The organism is Paraburkholderia sp. RL18-101-BIB-B, assembly GCF_046026985.1.
Classification (GTDB): Bacteria; Pseudomonadota; Gammaproteobacteria; order Burkholderiales; family Burkholderiaceae; genus Paraburkholderia.
This window is the reverse complement of the sequence record NZ_JARESV010000004.1, coordinates 84,135-99,969: the sequence shown is the minus strand read 5'-3', so window position 1 is coordinate 99,969 and position 15,835 is coordinate 84,135. Positions and strand designations below refer to the sequence as shown.

Genomic DNA, 15,835 nt, shown 5'->3' with positions numbered 1-15,835 from the left:
GCTTTTTCATGGCGAGAAAGCGAAGAGCGCTGTTGCCAGTTGGGAATATCTCGTGGGTTGTTCACGTTAACTATTGCGGGGCGCCGGCAACAAAAGCAAACGGCACGCGTGGGTGACGCGTGCCGTTGCTCTGACTGTGCGACGCTAGGGCGAGGCGCGCTACGGTTTGCGCTGCACGGCGGCCCGGGCAATGGTCTGATGCGCTGCGGGGAATCCCGGCGGATATTCGACCACGCGTGCCGAAGCCGGCACCAGTGGCACGGCCGCGTTCAGCCGCGCGCCGATACGTGCGCCGCCGACGATGGCCGCCATCGCCTGACGATCGAGTTCGATGCTATCGGTGAGGTCCCTGATGATCAGCTTGGTCATGGTGGCTCCAGGAAAGAAATCGAGCGGCGCGCCGGTGCAATGCGCCGGCCGCCGCTCGGGTGTGTCGTGAAATGTGCTGAGGTCTCCTCGCACTATCAGTATAGGAAATCTGTCTGCCGCTCGCTGGCCGGCGATGATCTGCCGGCCGGAATGAGGCCCCCCGGCCCTCGCTACGGCAAGCCGTCACACGTTGGCGTAGTTGGCGCCCCACAGCGACGGGCTGACGTTCAGGTGCAGCGGCACGAAGCCCGCGCCGATCACGCCGACGTTGTTGAGTGCGGCGACGTTGACGTACTGCAGCTGGTTGAGGTTCTGGTTGATCGAGACGTTGACGTTGGCAATGCCGCCAAGGCCGGCGACCGAGGGCAGGCCGGGCACGCTGCTGCCGGTGCCGCCGGCCACCGCCGACATGGCGCGGCGGTCGAGCTCGCGGGTGCCGGACAGATCGCGAATCATGAGGGATGACATGGTGCTTCTCCAAAGGTGCGCGGAAGACGGGGGTAATCGTGGGCAGGCGAAGCGGACCGGCGAACCGGTCGCCTCGCCTGGCCGCGTGTTACACGTGGATGTTGTTGCTCGTGGAGATGTACGGGTTGACCGTCGAGCTGATGCCGGTGGCGAACGCGACGTTGTTGCCGTTGGCGTTCTGCAGGTTCAGTTCGGTGTTGATCAGCTGGGTGGCATCGACCTTCTTGCTGTTGTTCGGAGCAAAGACGGGGCTGAAGTTGAAGTACGACGAGGACGGGTAGTAGCCGGTGCCGCCGCGCACGGCGCTCATGGCCTTGCTGTCGAGTTGTTCGGTGATGGACAGGTCTTTGATCATCAGCGTGTTCATGGTGAGTCTCCAGAAGGTAAAGGTCAGGGTCTTGCGGTTGGGTGCGAGCAACTTGTCTGCTCGGGTATCACTAATGCACGGGCTGTGCCAGTTATATTCAAGGTTCCTAAGAAAGTTGGTGGAGGCCTGCTGCACAAGGGTTTCACGTTGCAGTGCCGGGTTCGCAGTAGCGAACAGCCGCATGGAAGCGATGAACGACTGACGGCATATGCCCGACAGACCACCGCATGCTGTTGGATGTCGCACGACATGGGCAGTGGCCAATGGACCCGCTTTGACCGGTGGCGTTCAGAGTTCGAGAGGGTGCGAACGGTGTCGATCTGGAATCGAAGAAAGCGAGGGAGATTCGCGGCACAGCACGGTCGGCTGTTATGCCGTCGTAGACGCGGATCGCTTCAACGGTCGCCCGATGCTGTCGCCGACTGAATGACTTCGTGCGAGGAATTCGATGGATTGGTTGGCCTGGACGAAGCAGTGGCCGAAGAGGTGTCGTTCAACGTCGTGACGTCGAAGTGTGAGCGTCAAGCCGACGCCGCTTGAAACGGGTTGCCTGGCAGGAGGCATGCATCGATAAGAACACGAGACGCGGGACATTCAGCACGTCAATGAACAGGCCCCCTCCAACAGCGAAGACGTGAAGGAGGCCTGTTTCTAATTGCGGACATCTCGCGCGTCCTATAAGTAGGTTCCGCCAATGCGTCCTTCGAAAATGGCGGTGTTGATTTCAAAATCGTCGACGTGACCGAGCGGGCCACGGTCGACTGTGACGACGACGGAACGGCCGCCGCGCAGCGCCTTCATCTGCCCGGCGGTGAGCGTCAATTCGTCGTGTACTTGATCCGCGGAGCGCGGTAGGTCTTTGATGATGAGCGTGGATTTCATGGCGTTACTCCTGAAGGTGGATAGGCGAGCACGATGCTGTGCTCAGCCCTCGTTCTGCAAGGGTTATGCCAATTTGTGCGCGATGAGCGAGGAAACCGAATGCGAGGCGGCCACACAAGGCCAGCAAGCGATAGACGTCATGCGTTCGCCGAGCATGACGTTCAGTGAGCGCAAGGATCGACGGGACTGTTCGTCGAGGCCCGACCAATCGCGTGCGGAATGTCGGCTTACGCCGCTCCGTCGGCAACAAAAGCAAACGGCACGCGTGGGTGACGCGTGCCGTTGCCGTGACTGTGCGACGCTTGGGCGAGGCGCGCTACGGTTTGCGCTGCACGGCGGCCCGGGCAATGGTCTGATGCGCTGCGGGGAATCCCGGCGGATATTCGACCACGCGTGCCGAAGCCGGCACCAGTGGCACGGCCGCGTTCAGCCGCGCGCCGATACGTGCGCCGCCGACGATGGCCGCCATCGCCTGACGATCGAGTTCGACGCTATCGGTGAGGTCCCTGATGATCAGCTTGGTCATGGTGGCTCCAGGAAAGAAATCGAGCGGCGCGCCGGTGCAATGCGCCGGCCGCCGCTCGGGTGTGTCGTGAAATGTGCTGAGGTCTCCTCGCACTATCAGTATAGGAAATCTGTCTGCCGCTCGCTGGCCGGCGATGATCTGCCGGCCGGAATGAGGCCCCCCGGCCCTCGCTACGGCAAGCCGTCACACGTTGGCGTAGTTGGCGCCCCACAGCGACGGGCTGACGTTCAGGTGCAGCGGCACGAAGCCCGCGCCGATCACGCCGACGTTGTTGAGTGCGGCGACGTTGACGTACTGCAGCTGGTTGAGGTTCTGGTTGATCGAGACGTTGACGTTGGCAATGCCGCCAAGGCCGGCGACCGAGGGCAGGCCGGGCACGCTGCTGCCGGTGCCGCCGGCCACCGCCGACATGGCGCGGCGGTCGAGCTCGCGGGTGCCGGACAGATCGCGAATCATGAGGGATGACATGGTGCTTCTCCAAAGGTGCGCGGAAGACGGGGGTAATCGTGGGCAGGCGAAGCGGACCGGCGAACCGGTCGCCTCGCCTGGCCGCGTGTTACACGTGGATGTTGTTGCTCGTGGAGATGTACGGGTTGACCGTCGAGCTGATGCCGGTGGCGAACGCGACGTTGTTGCCGTTGGCGTTCTGCAGGTTCAGTTCGGTGTTGATCAGCTGGGTGGCATCGACCTTCTTGCTGTTGTTCGGAGCAAAGACGGGGCTGAAGTTGAAGTACGACGAGGACGGGTAGTAGCCGGTGCCGCCGCGCACGGCGCTCATGGCCTTGCTGTCGAGTTGTTCGGTGATGGACAGGTCTTTGATCATCAGCGTGTTCATGGTGAGTCTCCAGAAGGTAAAGGTCAGGGTCTTGCGGTTGGGTGCGAGCAACTTGTCTGCTCGGGTATCACTAATGCACGGGCTGTGCCAGTTATATTCAAGGTTCCTAAGAAAGTTGGTGGAGGTCTGCTGCACAAGGGTTTCACGTTGCAGTGCCGGGCTCGCGGTAGCGAACAGCCGCGTGAAAGCGATGAACGACTGACGGCATATGCCCGACAGACCACCGCGTGCTGTTGGATGTCGCACGACATGGGCTCGCCGCGCAGGCAGCGGGCCAATCCTGGTTTGCGAAAGCACGGAGCGGGAGCTAGTATCGAAGCGGCACATGTAACTGGTTACGAAAGGTTCTCTATCAGCCCGAGAGGTTTGGATCGCGCGCGATCCGGCCCAACGGCAGCGGCGGCGCTTCGCACAAATGGCTAGCCTTGCGCGTGTGATTCACGACTTTCAGAACGGCGAGCTGTCCCGTGACGAGTTCGTGGCTCAACTCGACAGCACGTTGACGACCGAAGGACTCGGCCCCACGCAGCTGCTGGACATGCTCGGCGCGGCACATCGCAAGGCTCCGCTCCCCGACGATCTCTACGTGGAAGTGCGGCGACGCATCGAGCAGTTGCGCGTGTCGAACGTAGCGGCGGGCGGCGACGAAACCGGCATCCAGACCACTGTCGAGATTCCGTCGGTACGGTCAGCCAGCGCGGGCAGCGCGGGAAGCTCGGCCAACGCAGCGGGCACCGGCAGTGCCGCGGGACACGACCAGATCAAAGGCACCGGCGACACACTCAACAACCGCTTCGTGCTCGAAGAATGCCTCGGGGTCGGCGGCATGGGCACGGTGTACAAGGCACTCGATCTGCGCAAGCTCGAGGCCTCGGATCGCAAGCCGTATCTCGCCATCAAGGTGCTCAACGTCCAGTTCCGCGGCAACCCGAATTCGCTGGTGGCGTTGCAGCGCGAGGCGCGCAAGGCGCAAGTGCTTGCGCATCGCAACATCATTACGGTGTACGACTTCGACCGCGACGGGCCGATCGTCTATCTGACGATGGAGTACCTGTCCGGAAAGCCGCTCAGCCAGTTGCTGCGCACGCCGGGCTACCAGGGCATGCCGGTGCGCGCGGCGCTGCCGATCGTGCGCGGCATGTGCAGCGCGCTCGCCTATGCGCACGAACGCGGCTTCGTGCATTGCGACTTCAAGCCCGCCAACGTGTTTCTCACGACGAATGCCGAAGTCAAGGTGATCGACTTCGGCATTGCCCGCGTGTTCCAGCGTCCGGAAGAGGAGAGCGATGCAACCGTGTTCGATCCGGGCAGCCTCGGCGCATTGACGCCCGCGTATGCCAGCCCGGAAATGATCGAGCACCGCGAGCCCGATCCGCGCGACGACATCTACGCGCTCGGCTGCATCACGTACGAGCTGCTGACCGGTCACCATCCGTTCGATCGCTTGTCGGCGACGCAAGCCCGCAATGCCGATTTCAAGCCGCAGCGGCCGGCCAATCTCGATTCCAGGCAATGGCGCGCGCTGCGTGCCGCGCTGTCGTTTGATCGCAATTCGCGCATGCCGAGCGTGGTGCGCTTCATCGCGGAGTTCGATAACGAAGCGCGTGCGGAAAAGTCAGGAACGCTGGCGAAGGTGGGGCTCGCGAGTTTCGCGGTGGTGTGCGCGGCGGCGGTCGGCGTGTTCGCGTTCCGCTCGGCGCCGAACCGGCACAGCGGATCACAGACGCAGACGGGCGCTTCGCAGGCTTTGGCGGAACAGACGGGTTCGTCGTCATCGGAAGGAACGGTGTCGGGGCCGGTGAGCGCGCCGCCTGCGGCACCGCCGGCAAGTCCGGTCGCGGCAGTGCCCGCCACGCCACCGGCGGCGCCCGCGCCGAAGCCGGCGCTGACCCTCGCCGCCGTCACGCCGGCGCTGGCGCAAGTGCCCTGTTCAGCGCTGTCCGCGTCAGTCCAGGACCACTCGCTGACGGTGCGTGGCTACGTCTCGCAACGCTATGGCGCGGCGCATCTGAAGGACACGCTGGCGGCGTTGCCGGGCGTCGATACGCTGACGCTCCAGGTCGAGCCGCTCGCCGACGACAAATGCGACACCATCAAAGCATTCGCGCCCTACTGGATTCACAACATGCAGGCCGGTCACGTCGCGGCCCTGCATGTGCGGCCGCCAGGTGGCCAGTTGAGCGAAGGCAACCCGCTGGTCGTCGACGTCACCACGCCGGGTTACGACTCGTATGTGAACCTCGACTACTACCAGCTCGACGGCAGCGTCGTGCACATGGTGCCGAGCCCGCGCGCGAAGGACAATCAGGCGCCACCGCACTACGCCGCCACGATCGGCAGCGCGGGTGACTGGATCATTTCAAAGCCGTTCGGATCGGAGATGGTCGTGCTGCTGATCACGCCGGCGCCGCTCTTCGATAAGCCGCGCCCGGAGAGCGAATCGCGCGCCGACTATCTGCGCGCACTCGACACGCGGCTTGCGCAGATCGGCGGCAAATACGGCCACGATCACATCGTCGCCGATTTCGCGCCGATCACGACGAAACCACGCTCGCCGTGAGCGGCGTGCGAGCGCGGCTCGCGAGCCGGCTATGAACCGCCCGCGAAGCCGGCAAGTCACTTGAGATCTTTGACGACCCGGAAGCCATCCTGCGATTGACGCACGCCCGAGCTGTACTTGAAGCGCGTCGCGCTGAGCATGTAGCTGCCGCCTTCGCGCCACGAACCGCCGCGAATCACGCGCATGTCGCAGCCGGGGCTGTCCCATGCGTGGCCATCGGCGGGTGCGCCCTGGTAGGAGTTGTGCCAGCAGTCGGCGGTCCATTCCCAGACGCTGCCGTTCATGTCGTACAGGCCGAGCGGATTCGGCGCGAACGAGCCGGCGGCCTCGGGTCCTTCCTTGTGCCACGGTTCGCCGCAGTCCTTGCAATTGGCGTTGCCCTTGCGCATCTGATCGCCCCACCAGTAGGCGGTCGTGGTGCCGCCGCGATCCGCGTATTCCCATTCCGCTTCGGTGGGCAGGCGGTACGGTTTGCCGGTGGTCTTGCTCAACCATTTCACGTATTGCTGCGCGTCGTCCCAACTGAGGTCGCGCGCCGGTGCGGCCTTGTTGGTGTTGCTTTCCGGCGTGAGCTTCTGGCAGCCATTGGCGGCGACGCACGCGTTCCACTGGTCGACCGTCACCTCGTACTTGCCGATCGCGAACGGCGCGCCAATGGTCACGTGATGAACGGGCTTTTCGGACGGGTCGTCGGTACTGCTGCCCATCGAGAACGAACCCGCGGGCACGGTGATCATGATCGGACAGGTGGCGCAATCGCGGCTTTCGCCGGCAACCGGCGCATGCGTGACGGGCTTTTGCGCGACCGCTGCTGCGGGTGGTGCGGCCGGCGGAGCAGCACTTGCAGTGGGCTTGGGTGCCGGGGTGCTAGCCGGCGGCGTTGGCCGCGCGGCTTGCGGCGCGGGCGCAACTGAAGGCGCAGCAGGCGTGGCCGTGGACGGCGCGTTCGACGTCGCCGCAGCACGCAAGCGGTCGATGCGCGCATGAGCGAGCGTGGCGAAGCGGCCGTTCGGATAGGCCTTCAGATACGCCTCGTAGTCCCCTGGGTAGTTGCTGTCCTTGATCGAATTCCAGAACGTGATTTCGTATTGTTCGCTGCTGTCTTTCGGCAGGATGCCTCTGCTATGCAGCGAGACCAAGGGATTGTCCCGAGCGGTGGACGCAGCATCGGCCATCAGCAAGGTTTGAGGAAGCGACGAGGCAAGCCACGGCGATTGCTCGCCGCCGGTCGCGTCGCGAACCTGCGCTGCGACGCGTTGCAACAGATCTGGCAGCGCCAGTGACGGAGCGCTGTCGAGCGCGTGAAGCCATGCATTCGTATAGACACCGTGGCGTGTGCCGTCCGCCGCGAATCCGCCGGGCGCGGTTGCGTAGGCAACCACGGTATTGCCCGGAAGCGCGGCCGTATCGTTCGTCACGTCCGCTGAGAACGGATTATTCAGGCACGTGTCGAGGATCACCAGATTGAGCCGGCCGTCACGCGCTCCGCGCATGGCCTGCAATACGGCGTGCAAATCGACACCGTTGCTCACGACCTCAGCCGGCGAGCGGGCATCGAGTCCCGCTGGGATGAGCAGTGTTTGCGGGCCGATTCGCATGCCGTGCCCCGCGAAATAGAACAGGCCAACACCGCCTGCCCGCAAGCGCTGATGGAATTCGCCGATGGCCTCGCGCATTTGCTGCGGCGTCGCATTCGTGCGCATGATGACGTCGAAGCCGAGCGTTTGGAGCCTGTCGCGCATGGCTTCGGCGTCGCGCGGCGCGTTCTCTCGCAGCGCGTCCACTTGCGTGTCAGTGCGATCCGCACGATCCACACCGTCCGCACCATACGCGCCATTACCAATCACAAGCGCGATACGTGGAGAAAGGAGATTGCCCTGTGGCGGCGTGAACGGAGTGACCAGCGTGAGCGGCAAACTCGCCGCACTCGTATCCCGCTCGGCGCCGTCACGTTGCGGCGCCGCAAAAGCGTCGCCCCAATGCGCCTGCATCGCCCCGGCCACGCACACCAGCATGAATATTCGCCACATCTTTACATCCTGTTTGTTCCGGACAGAACATAGGCAATCGAGGACCACGCCACTCGCATCAACTGCTGGAGTGAATTGCGAGAAACATCGACGCCGCTATCGACCATCCATCTGCAACCTCTTAATAACGATAGCACGCGCTTTGCGCGCCACAACTGTCCGCGTGCCCCGAATGCGTTATACGGTTAACGAGTGTGGCGTATCTTTTTGGCAAGTTACGACCTAAGCTAATTCACAAAGTAGGGCGGCAAGCTCGTTTTAACCAAGTGGCCGTCCAATCGCGCGTGCGCCCGCGACATCCAGCCGGAACGCCCGGCCTGCCTTGTGCAGCCGACCTGGCCATGACCACTCTTCGGGAGAGTGCGCTATGCGAAGAACCGTTACCCCCGTTGTTCTCGACGTGCGTCATGGATCGAATGCGCGTCGCGAGGCGCTGCGCCGGGCTTTACGCGCGACGCTCGTCCTCATGTTCGGCAACATGGTGCCGAGCGTCTTTGCGGCAGCCGAACAAACGGCGTCGCCGCCGGGCGCCGAGGAATACATCATCTGGCCATCGGACGGCACGGTGATTCACGGCGGCAAGTTGTGGGTGCGCATGGGACTGCGGAACATGGGCGTGTGCCCGAAGGGCGTCGTATTCCCCAACACCGGCCATCACCATCTGCTGATCGACACCGATCTGCCGCCGCTCGATCAGGAAATCCCATCGGATCGCAATCACCTGCACTTCGGCGCGGGTGAGACGGACGCGCGAATCGAGTTGCCGCCGGGCAAGCACACGCTGCAACTCATTCTCGGCGACCACAACCACGTGCCGCATGTGCCGCCTGTGTATTCGAAAAAGATCACCATCACCGTGCTAAAAGACTAGCGCGATCCGTTCGTTCAAAGCGGGTCCGTCAGGACGGAGAGACCTTCATGTACAAGATCATCGCGGTCGCGGCGCTCGTCATGTCGGCGGCATTGGCTTCGCCGAATGTCGCTCTTGCAGGCAGCACGCCGGCGCCGGCCGGCGCCTATGCGTATATCGGCTATCCCAACGATGGCCAGGTCGTCCCTGCCAACAAGCCGTTCAAGGTGTGGTTCGGCCTGCGCTACATGGGCGTGGCGCCGAAAGGCGTCAAGTATCCGAATACCGGCCACCATCATCTGCTGATCGACACTGACTTGCCGCCGATGGATCAGGAGATTCCATCGGATCGCAATCACCTGCACTTCGGCGCGGGCGAAACGGAGACCATGATTCAACTCCCGCCGGGCAAGCACACGCTGCAGTTGCTGATGGGCGACGACATGCACGTGCCGCACAATCCGCCGGTGTATTCGAAGAAGATCACCGTCATTGCGCGGTGACGCGCGGTTGCGTATTGCGCGGCGTGACGCGGCGCATCGGTTAGCGCCTCAGTGTCACGCAGCAGCCGACAATTTCTCACGGGTTGTTGGCCGCAATCCACCATCCTCCGGACGCCGCTTCACCGCTTTGTCTCACGTTCGCCTCACTGCCAGCCCCGCGACCCTTTATCTACAGCATTCCGGCACATTTCTTAGGATAGGAAAGCAATCCTGGCACAGCCCATGCATTAGTGACACTCGAGCAGACAAGTTGCTCGAACCCAACCGCAAACTGTGCTGTATTCCCTTCCCAGGAGATTTACCATGAACACGCTGATGATCAAAGACCTGTCCATCACCGAACAACTCGACAGCAAGGCCATGAGCGCCGTGCGCGGCGGCACCGGCTACTATCCGTCCTCGTCGTACTTCAACTTCATGCCCGTGTATGCGCCGAACAACAGCAAGACCGTCGACGCCACCCAGCTGATCAACACAACGATGAACATCCAGAACGCCAACGGCAACAACGCAGCGTTCGTCTCGGGCATCTCGTCCACGATCAACCCGCACGTGTACGCCAGCAACAACATCAACGTGCACTAAACGGCGCAGGCCGCCGCGGAGGCACGACAGCCTCCGCGGACTCTTACCGGCCGCTCCTCAAAAAGATTTCGCAGCCAATCGTTCTTTTCACGCGACCCCCCGTTTCACCGCCCGATTCCCGCGCCGATCTTCTTGCATCGCTTCGATGGTGAAGCCGCGCAGGAGATGCTTTACTTAAAGGGCGCGCTCCACTCGTGCAACGAATTGGGCGCCATCGGAGACCATCGTGTCAGCGTTGCTTTCATCAGCTCGTCAGCGCTTCTTCCGCAGGACATCTGCGCTGCGCTGCGTTTGCGCGGCGACGGTATGCGCGCTTTCGCTGTCGGCCTGTGTCGATGTCAGCATGCCCGACTACAAGCGTCCGGACACGCCTGCCAAAGCCTCGTGGTCGGATCAGAAAGGCGCGCCCGTATCGGCCGCCGCGACGATCGAACCCGACTGGTGGAAAGGCTTCCACGATCCCTATCTCGACACGCTGATCGCGAAAGCGATTGCCGGCAACTTCGATATCAAGGTACTGGCCGCGCGTATCGACGTGGCCGGCACGCAGATCGGCGAAGCCAAAGCGGGCGCCTTGCCGACCATGGATCTCGGCTTCGGCGCCGATTTCGAAAAGACCACGCACCAGACCTTCTCCAAGCAGTACAACCTCGCGACGCAGGTGAACTGGGACATTGATATCTGGGGCAAAGTCGAAAAGGGCGTGCAGGCGCAAAAGGCCGAATTCCATGCCAGCGAGGCGGACTGGCGCGCCGGCTATCTGGAACTGGTGTCGAACGTGGCCAGCACGTACTTCCAGATTCTGCAATTCGACGACCAGATCGAGCAGCAACAGAAAACGCTCGAAACGAACCGGCAGATTCTCGCGATTTACGACGGCCAGCGCCGCAACGGCCTCATACCGCAAACCCAGGTGTTGCGCCAGCAGGCGGAGATCAACCGCCTGACCAATCAACTGCTCGACCTGCGCCGTTCACGCGCGCTGGCCAATAACGCGCTTTGCACGCTGATCGGCGTGCCGGCGGGCGAGTTTCGGATGCCCAAGGGGCATTTGCAGCAGCGCGTGCAATTGCCGCCCGTGCCGGACGGTCTGCCCGCACAACTGCTGGCGCGCCGTCCCGACGTGGTGGCCGCCGAGTTCAGAGTGCTGGAAGCGTACGACCTCGTCGGGCAGGCCAAGCTCGCGCAGCTGCCGACCATCAGCCTGACCGGGCACGCCGGCACCGCGAGTTTTGCGCTGACCGATCTGCTGAAATCGTTCACGTACGGCTTTATGCCCAGCATCAACATTCCGCTGCTCGATCCCGGCGTGCGGGCGCATGTGAAAGTCACGCAAGCGCAATCGACGGTGGCCGAACAGCAGTATCGCGCGGCGGTGATGACCGCGTTCGAGGAAGTGGAAAACTCGCTCGTCAATGTGAATTCGCACAAGGAACAGCGGGTGGAGTTGCAGCAGGAGGTGTCGCGGCTGCAAATCGTCGCGGACCAGATCCAGTCGCAATTGCGCCTCGGCGTGGTGTCGCAACTGGAGGTTTTCGAAACCGAACGGACCTTGCTGGAGGCGCAGCAGGAATTGCTCGCCAACCATCAACAGATTCTGTCCGACACGGTGCTGCTTTATAAAGCGCTGGGCGGCGGCTGGCCGAGCGTCGACGTGCAGGCAGAAGTAAAGGAACACTGAGCTAATCCGCAATGTGGCGCGCAGCGTGGGTATTTCGGCTGTATCTGACGCACTCGTTGCCTTCATAATTCGACGATCGGAAAATTGACACTCGCCATGTGTGACTTACAATCTTTAAGGGGCCGGTTTTTGCACGGCTCACTCGAACAATATCTTTCCGCCGTAGTCCTTCGTCCCGTTTCCGTTGCGCTCTCGCCGCAGCGGGTAAACGCTTAGTGATCCAGATAAAATGGCCGCCGGCGAAGCTCCGATTGCTGAGATGCGCGCGACAGAAGACGCCGCGTTCGACGTGGTGTTGTCGCCGGCTGCGTCCGCGCAACGTCCCGCGCTCGACGCGATCCGGATCGTCGACAACCTGTTTGCAATCGGGCGCAGCGAGGCACCTTTTACCGACTATCCCGCCGAGCGGATTGCGCGCCTGTCGCGCCGTCATGCGCGGGTTTTCACGGAACACGGCGCGGTCTACGTCGCCGACCTCGGCAGCAAGAACGGCACGACGGTGAACGGCGTGGCGGTGCGGCAAACACCGGCCCGCGTGCGCGCCGGCGACGAACTGTGCTTCGGCGGCGAGCTCTGCTACCGGGTGAGCATCGAGCCGCGCGCGCGTATCGTGGCGGCCGCGAGTTCGCCCACCGCACCGGGATTGCTGCTCGTGCCGCAGCGCGACGATCTCGGCCTGCAACCCATCGAGGTGCAGGCATTTCCGTTTCTGGTCAGCAAAGCGGACGAAGTCTTCTCGCGCTACAAGGACCGCTATCCGCATCAGGTCAATTACATCTCGCGCCGTCACGCGCATATCTTTCTGAAGGGTGGCGAGCTCTATGTCGAAGATCTCGGCAGCACCAACGGCACATTCGTCGGCGGAAAGCGGCTGGACGAGTCCGCGCTGCCACTGGTAGAGGGCGACCTCGTTGCATTTGGCGGAGACCACTTCGTCTACAGGGTGACGCTGCAGAAACCCCCTGAAGTCGAGCCCACCGTGACACAACTATTCCTCAATCCGGCCGCCGACGAAGCAGCCGATCCCGACAAGACCACCTTCATCGGCGCCGCGCATTCATTCCTCGATATCTTTTGCGTCGACCCCGGCCTCCAACGCGAAGACGAAGTCAACGAGGCGGCACAGGCCGCGTCAGCGCATGCGAAGCGCGACGCGCCGACCGGCACGGCAAGAGGGGCGACTGGCACGAACGGAACCAACGGTGCGAATGGCGCTGCCAGCACGGCCGCCGCGAAGGGCCGGCCGCGCCGTTGGCGCTTGCTCGCGGGCGAACTCGGCAAGGCGTTTGCAATCGACGATCGCGCGAGCGTGCGGCGCATGGCGACATGGGGCGGCGTGGGCGTCGTGGTGATAGTGGCGATTGCGTCGGCGCTTTACATGCGCGGTTCGTCGGAGCGCCAGTTGAAGAACCTGCTGGCGAACGGCGATTACACGAGCGCGGTCACGGCGGCATCGGGCTATCTGGCGAACCATCCCACGGACACCAAAGTCAGCGCGCTAGCGAGCGAAGCGTTGTTGAAGGCGAAGCTCCCCAGCTGGCTGAACGCGTTACAAAAGGCTCAGTTCGACCAAGCCGACGCGTTGCTCAAGGAGATGCGCTCGCTGAGCGCGAACAATGCGGACGCCGCGTCGCTGATCGGCGAGTTGCAATGGGTGGGCGATCTGGAGCGTTTCGTCGCGGCGCGCGGCGGCATGGACGCGCCGATTCGCATGTACGCGGACGAGGGCACGATCAACAACCTGCTGCAACGCTGGGAAGACGACGCGAAGAGCCATCAGCGCGCGCTCGACCGCATCGCTTCCTACGTGCCCGTGTTCGCCGATCCCTATGCGCAGGCGCTGAGCCATCTGCGTAAACTGGAAAGCGATGATTCGGTGTACCTCGCCGCCATCGACCGTCTGAATGGGACGATCCGCACCGAACTGGCGCGCGACAAACCCGACGCGCTGCCTCCCGTGCTCGACGATTACGCGCAGCGCTACCCGCGTCTCGCCGGCATTGATCGGGTGCGTCAGGATTTGCGCCAATACACGGATTTGTTGAACGCCGCGTTGAGCCGGCAACTGGTGCCGTTGCTCGCCATGTTGAAGTCGGCGCGTTTCAGCACGCCGCCTTTTCAGGCTCAATTTCAACAGCTGGCGGCCAGCCGTTTGCCTTCGTCAGACGTGATTGCGCGCCATGACGCGGTGACAGCGGCATGGCGGCGTGGCGACGCGCAACAGGCGCTGGCAGGTTTGCAGGCCATGCCCGCAGGGCCGTGGTCCGACGTGCTCGCGGCGGAACTGGCGCACAAGAAGGCACTGCTCGATCAGTACGCGCAATTGCAGAAGACGCACGGCGACAAGGATTACGACCAGCGCCTGCTGTCGTTCTACGCGAGCCTCGACCCGGCAACGGACGTGTGGTTCCTGCAGTCGATCCAGAAAGACGTCGCCGCCTTGCACGACAAAGCGCTGGCGCGTGCGCAAGACTTGATGCTGCGCGCCCAGAGCCTGTGGAAACAGTATCGCGCGGGTGGCTCGATCGGCGGTACGCAGCGTCTCGAAGCCGGTATTTCGCCGGGATTTCGCAGCGAGGCGCGTCTGCTTTCCGATTCGCAAACATCGGCGCAACAGGGCATGCGAATCTACACGCAACTGAAGGCCGATCATCCCGCCGACTTCGACCGGCTGCTTGCGGATATCGAGGCCGAAACCAATTTGCAGCGCCGTTCGCTGACGGAGTTGCGCATGGTGCTGGATCCGGGACTTCTGAAAGCGAAGCTGGCATTGATCGGGGGCGAGCAGAGTGAAACGCGACAATCACCCTAGGCCGTTGTCGGAGGCGCTGGAGGATCACAGCGTCGAGGGCATCGCGATTCTGATGGCGGAGCCGGTGCGGCTCGCGCGCGCGCTGATCTGGGCGATGGTCGCGCTGGTCGTGGTCGGGCTGTTGTGGTCGTTCGTGGGACGCGCGGACGTGATCGTCAGCGCGCAAGGCACTTTGTCGCCGGAATCGGAGGTGCGCCGGATCTATGCGCCGATCGACGGCGAACTCGCCGATCTGTATATCGCCGAGGGGCAACCGGTGTCGAAAGGCGACGTGCTCGCGCGCCTGAATGCGCGTGGCGCGATCGAGGCCGCCAGCAACGCGTTGCAAGCCCAACTCAAACTGGAAGACGCCGAGCGCGACTGGAAGCAATTCCCCGAGAAGAAGGCGCTGTTGGAGCGCAAAGCAGCCGCGCTCAAGACGCAGATGGAAGTGGAAGCGCGCCAGCACGAAAATCGCGTCTCCGAAGGCACCACCAAACTCGCGGAAGGGCAGAAGGCCGAACTCGACGAAGCACGCAGCATCCTCGACAATGCCCGGCGCACGCGTGAAGCGGCGCGTCAGGAACTGGACCGCTACTCGCGTCTCTTCGCGCAGCCGGGCGGCGGCGGCATTGCCGAATTGCAGGTGGAGCAGAAACGCACTGCGGCGATGGAAGCGGATAACGCGTACCGGGTCGCGCAATCGAAGCTCGCAGAGCTGGATTTCCGCTTGAGCCACGAATATACGCAGGCAAATGCGCAACTGGAAACCAGCGGCCAGCAGACCACCGACCTGCAGCTTCAATACGATTCGGCGGTGCGCGACATTACCGACGCGGAAGACAAGTTGCGCCTGCAACTGCAAAGTGCGCGGCTGGTGTCCGAAGCGGCCGCGCGGATTCGCTTCGAGAACATCGACAAAGACAATTTCCTGCTGATTCTCGCGCCGGTCTCGGGCGTCATCACCGACGTGACGTCGACGCAGCGCGGCGACAAGATTCAGGCGAACGCGCCGCTCGGCGGCATTGCGCCCAAAGACGCACGGCCTGTGCTGAAGATCGAAATTGCTGAACACGATCGCGCGTTTCTGCATGAGGGCCTGCCCGTCAAGCTCAAATTCAACGCCTTTCCGTATCAACGCTATGGGCTGATCAGCGGCACGCTGGCCTATATTTCGCCGGCCACCAAGCCGTCGGCGACGGACAAGCAGCCGGTCTACGAAGGCCGCGTCACGCTCGACAAAAATTACTACCAGATTGCCGACACGCGCTATCCGTTGCGCTACGGCATGACGGCAAGCGCTGAGATCGTGGTGCGCGAGCGGCGCCTGATCGATCTGGGTCTCGATCCGTTCAGGCAGGTTGCGGGATGACCGCGCGGATCACACG

Annotated in this window: 15 protein-coding genes; 7 read left to right on the top strand and 8 right to left on the bottom strand. The window is 63.0% G+C overall.

The genetic code is table 11. From position 1 onward, the window contains the following. Positions 1-159 precede the first annotated feature (159 nt). The 7 genes from P0D73_RS08740 to P0D73_RS08710 all read right to left on the bottom strand — a co-directional run bounded on the left by P0D73_RS08740 (position 160) and on the right by P0D73_RS08710 (position 3,447). Positions 160-369, bottom strand: a complete 210-nt coding sequence (locus tag P0D73_RS08740; protein WP_408246234.1) for a hypothetical protein — start codon at positions 367-369, stop codon at positions 160-162. A 183-nt stretch (positions 370-552) separates the two neighbouring features. Then, positions 553-837, bottom strand: a complete 285-nt coding sequence (locus tag P0D73_RS08735) for a hypothetical protein (RefSeq protein ID WP_132378884.1) — start codon at positions 835-837, stop codon at positions 553-555. Between the two features lie 88 nt (positions 838-925). Next, positions 926-1,204: a hypothetical protein gene (locus P0D73_RS08730; protein ID WP_408177286.1), complete on the bottom strand. Its 279-nt coding sequence runs from the start codon at positions 1,202-1,204 to the stop codon at positions 926-928. 675 nt (positions 1,205-1,879) lie between these two features. Next, complete coding sequence (locus P0D73_RS08725; RefSeq protein WP_408177287.1) at positions 1,880-2,086, bottom strand: hypothetical protein; 207 nt, start codon at positions 2,084-2,086, stop codon at positions 1,880-1,882. 316 nt (positions 2,087-2,402) lie between these two features. Continuing rightward, entirely contained in the window at positions 2,403-2,612 is a 210-nt protein-coding gene (locus tag P0D73_RS08720; protein WP_132378892.1) for a hypothetical protein, read from the bottom strand. Between the two features lie 183 nt (positions 2,613-2,795). Continuing rightward, entirely contained in the window at positions 2,796-3,080 is a 285-nt protein-coding gene (locus P0D73_RS08715; RefSeq protein ID WP_132378884.1) for a hypothetical protein, read from the bottom strand. Positions 3,081-3,168: 88 nt separating this feature from the next. Continuing rightward, positions 3,169-3,447, bottom strand: coding sequence for a hypothetical protein (locus P0D73_RS08710; RefSeq protein ID WP_408177286.1), 279 nt, complete (start codon positions 3,445-3,447; stop codon positions 3,169-3,171). A gap of 415 nt (positions 3,448-3,862) precedes the next feature. On the opposite strand from P0D73_RS08710, the gene P0D73_RS08705 reads away from it, so the two are divergent. Beyond that, on the top strand, positions 3,863-6,007 hold the full coding sequence (locus tag P0D73_RS08705; RefSeq protein ID WP_408314333.1) for a serine/threonine protein kinase: 2,145 nt from the start codon (positions 3,863-3,865) through the stop codon (positions 6,005-6,007). Positions 6,008-6,063: 56 nt separating this feature from the next. Here the strand turns inward: P0D73_RS08705 and P0D73_RS08700 are convergent, their stop codons facing one another. Further along, entirely contained in the window at positions 6,064-8,037 is a 1,974-nt protein-coding gene (locus P0D73_RS08700; protein ID WP_408430912.1) for an SUMF1/EgtB/PvdO family nonheme iron enzyme, read from the bottom strand. A 367-nt stretch (positions 8,038-8,404) separates the two neighbouring features. Here P0D73_RS08700 and P0D73_RS08695 point away from each other — a divergent pair, with 367 nt between their 5' ends. The 6 genes from P0D73_RS08695 (at position 8,405) to P0D73_RS08670 (ending at position 15,819) form a co-directional block, all read left to right on the top strand. Next, positions 8,405-8,908, top strand: a complete 504-nt coding sequence (locus P0D73_RS08695) for a DUF4399 domain-containing protein (protein WP_132378878.1) — start codon at positions 8,405-8,407, stop codon at positions 8,906-8,908. A 47-nt stretch (positions 8,909-8,955) separates the two neighbouring features. Further along, positions 8,956-9,390 (top strand): DUF4399 domain-containing protein, encoded by a 435-nt coding sequence (locus P0D73_RS08690; RefSeq protein ID WP_132378876.1) that lies wholly within the window; start codon positions 8,956-8,958, stop codon positions 9,388-9,390. 303 nt (positions 9,391-9,693) lie between these two features. Next, positions 9,694-9,975 (top strand): hypothetical protein, encoded by a 282-nt coding sequence (locus P0D73_RS08685; protein ID WP_132378874.1) that lies wholly within the window; start codon positions 9,694-9,696, stop codon positions 9,973-9,975. 226 nt (positions 9,976-10,201) lie between these two features. Further along, complete coding sequence (locus P0D73_RS08680; RefSeq protein WP_408177282.1) at positions 10,202-11,656, top strand: efflux transporter outer membrane subunit; 1,455 nt, start codon at positions 10,202-10,204, stop codon at positions 11,654-11,656. A gap of 229 nt (positions 11,657-11,885) precedes the next feature. Beyond that, the gene (locus P0D73_RS08675) at positions 11,886-14,468 is read left to right on the top strand and encodes an FHA domain-containing protein (RefSeq protein WP_408430909.1); all 2,583 of its coding nucleotides are present in this window, start codon (positions 11,886-11,888) and stop codon (positions 14,466-14,468) included. Beyond that, positions 14,446-15,819 carry a beta-barrel domain-containing protein gene (locus tag P0D73_RS08670; RefSeq protein ID WP_132378868.1) on the top strand — a complete coding sequence of 458 codons (1,374 nt, stop codon included), beginning with the start codon at positions 14,446-14,448 and terminating at the stop codon, positions 15,817-15,819. Before P0D73_RS08675 ends, P0D73_RS08670 begins: the two co-directional genes overlap by 23 nt. Positions 15,820-15,835 lie beyond the last annotated feature (16 nt).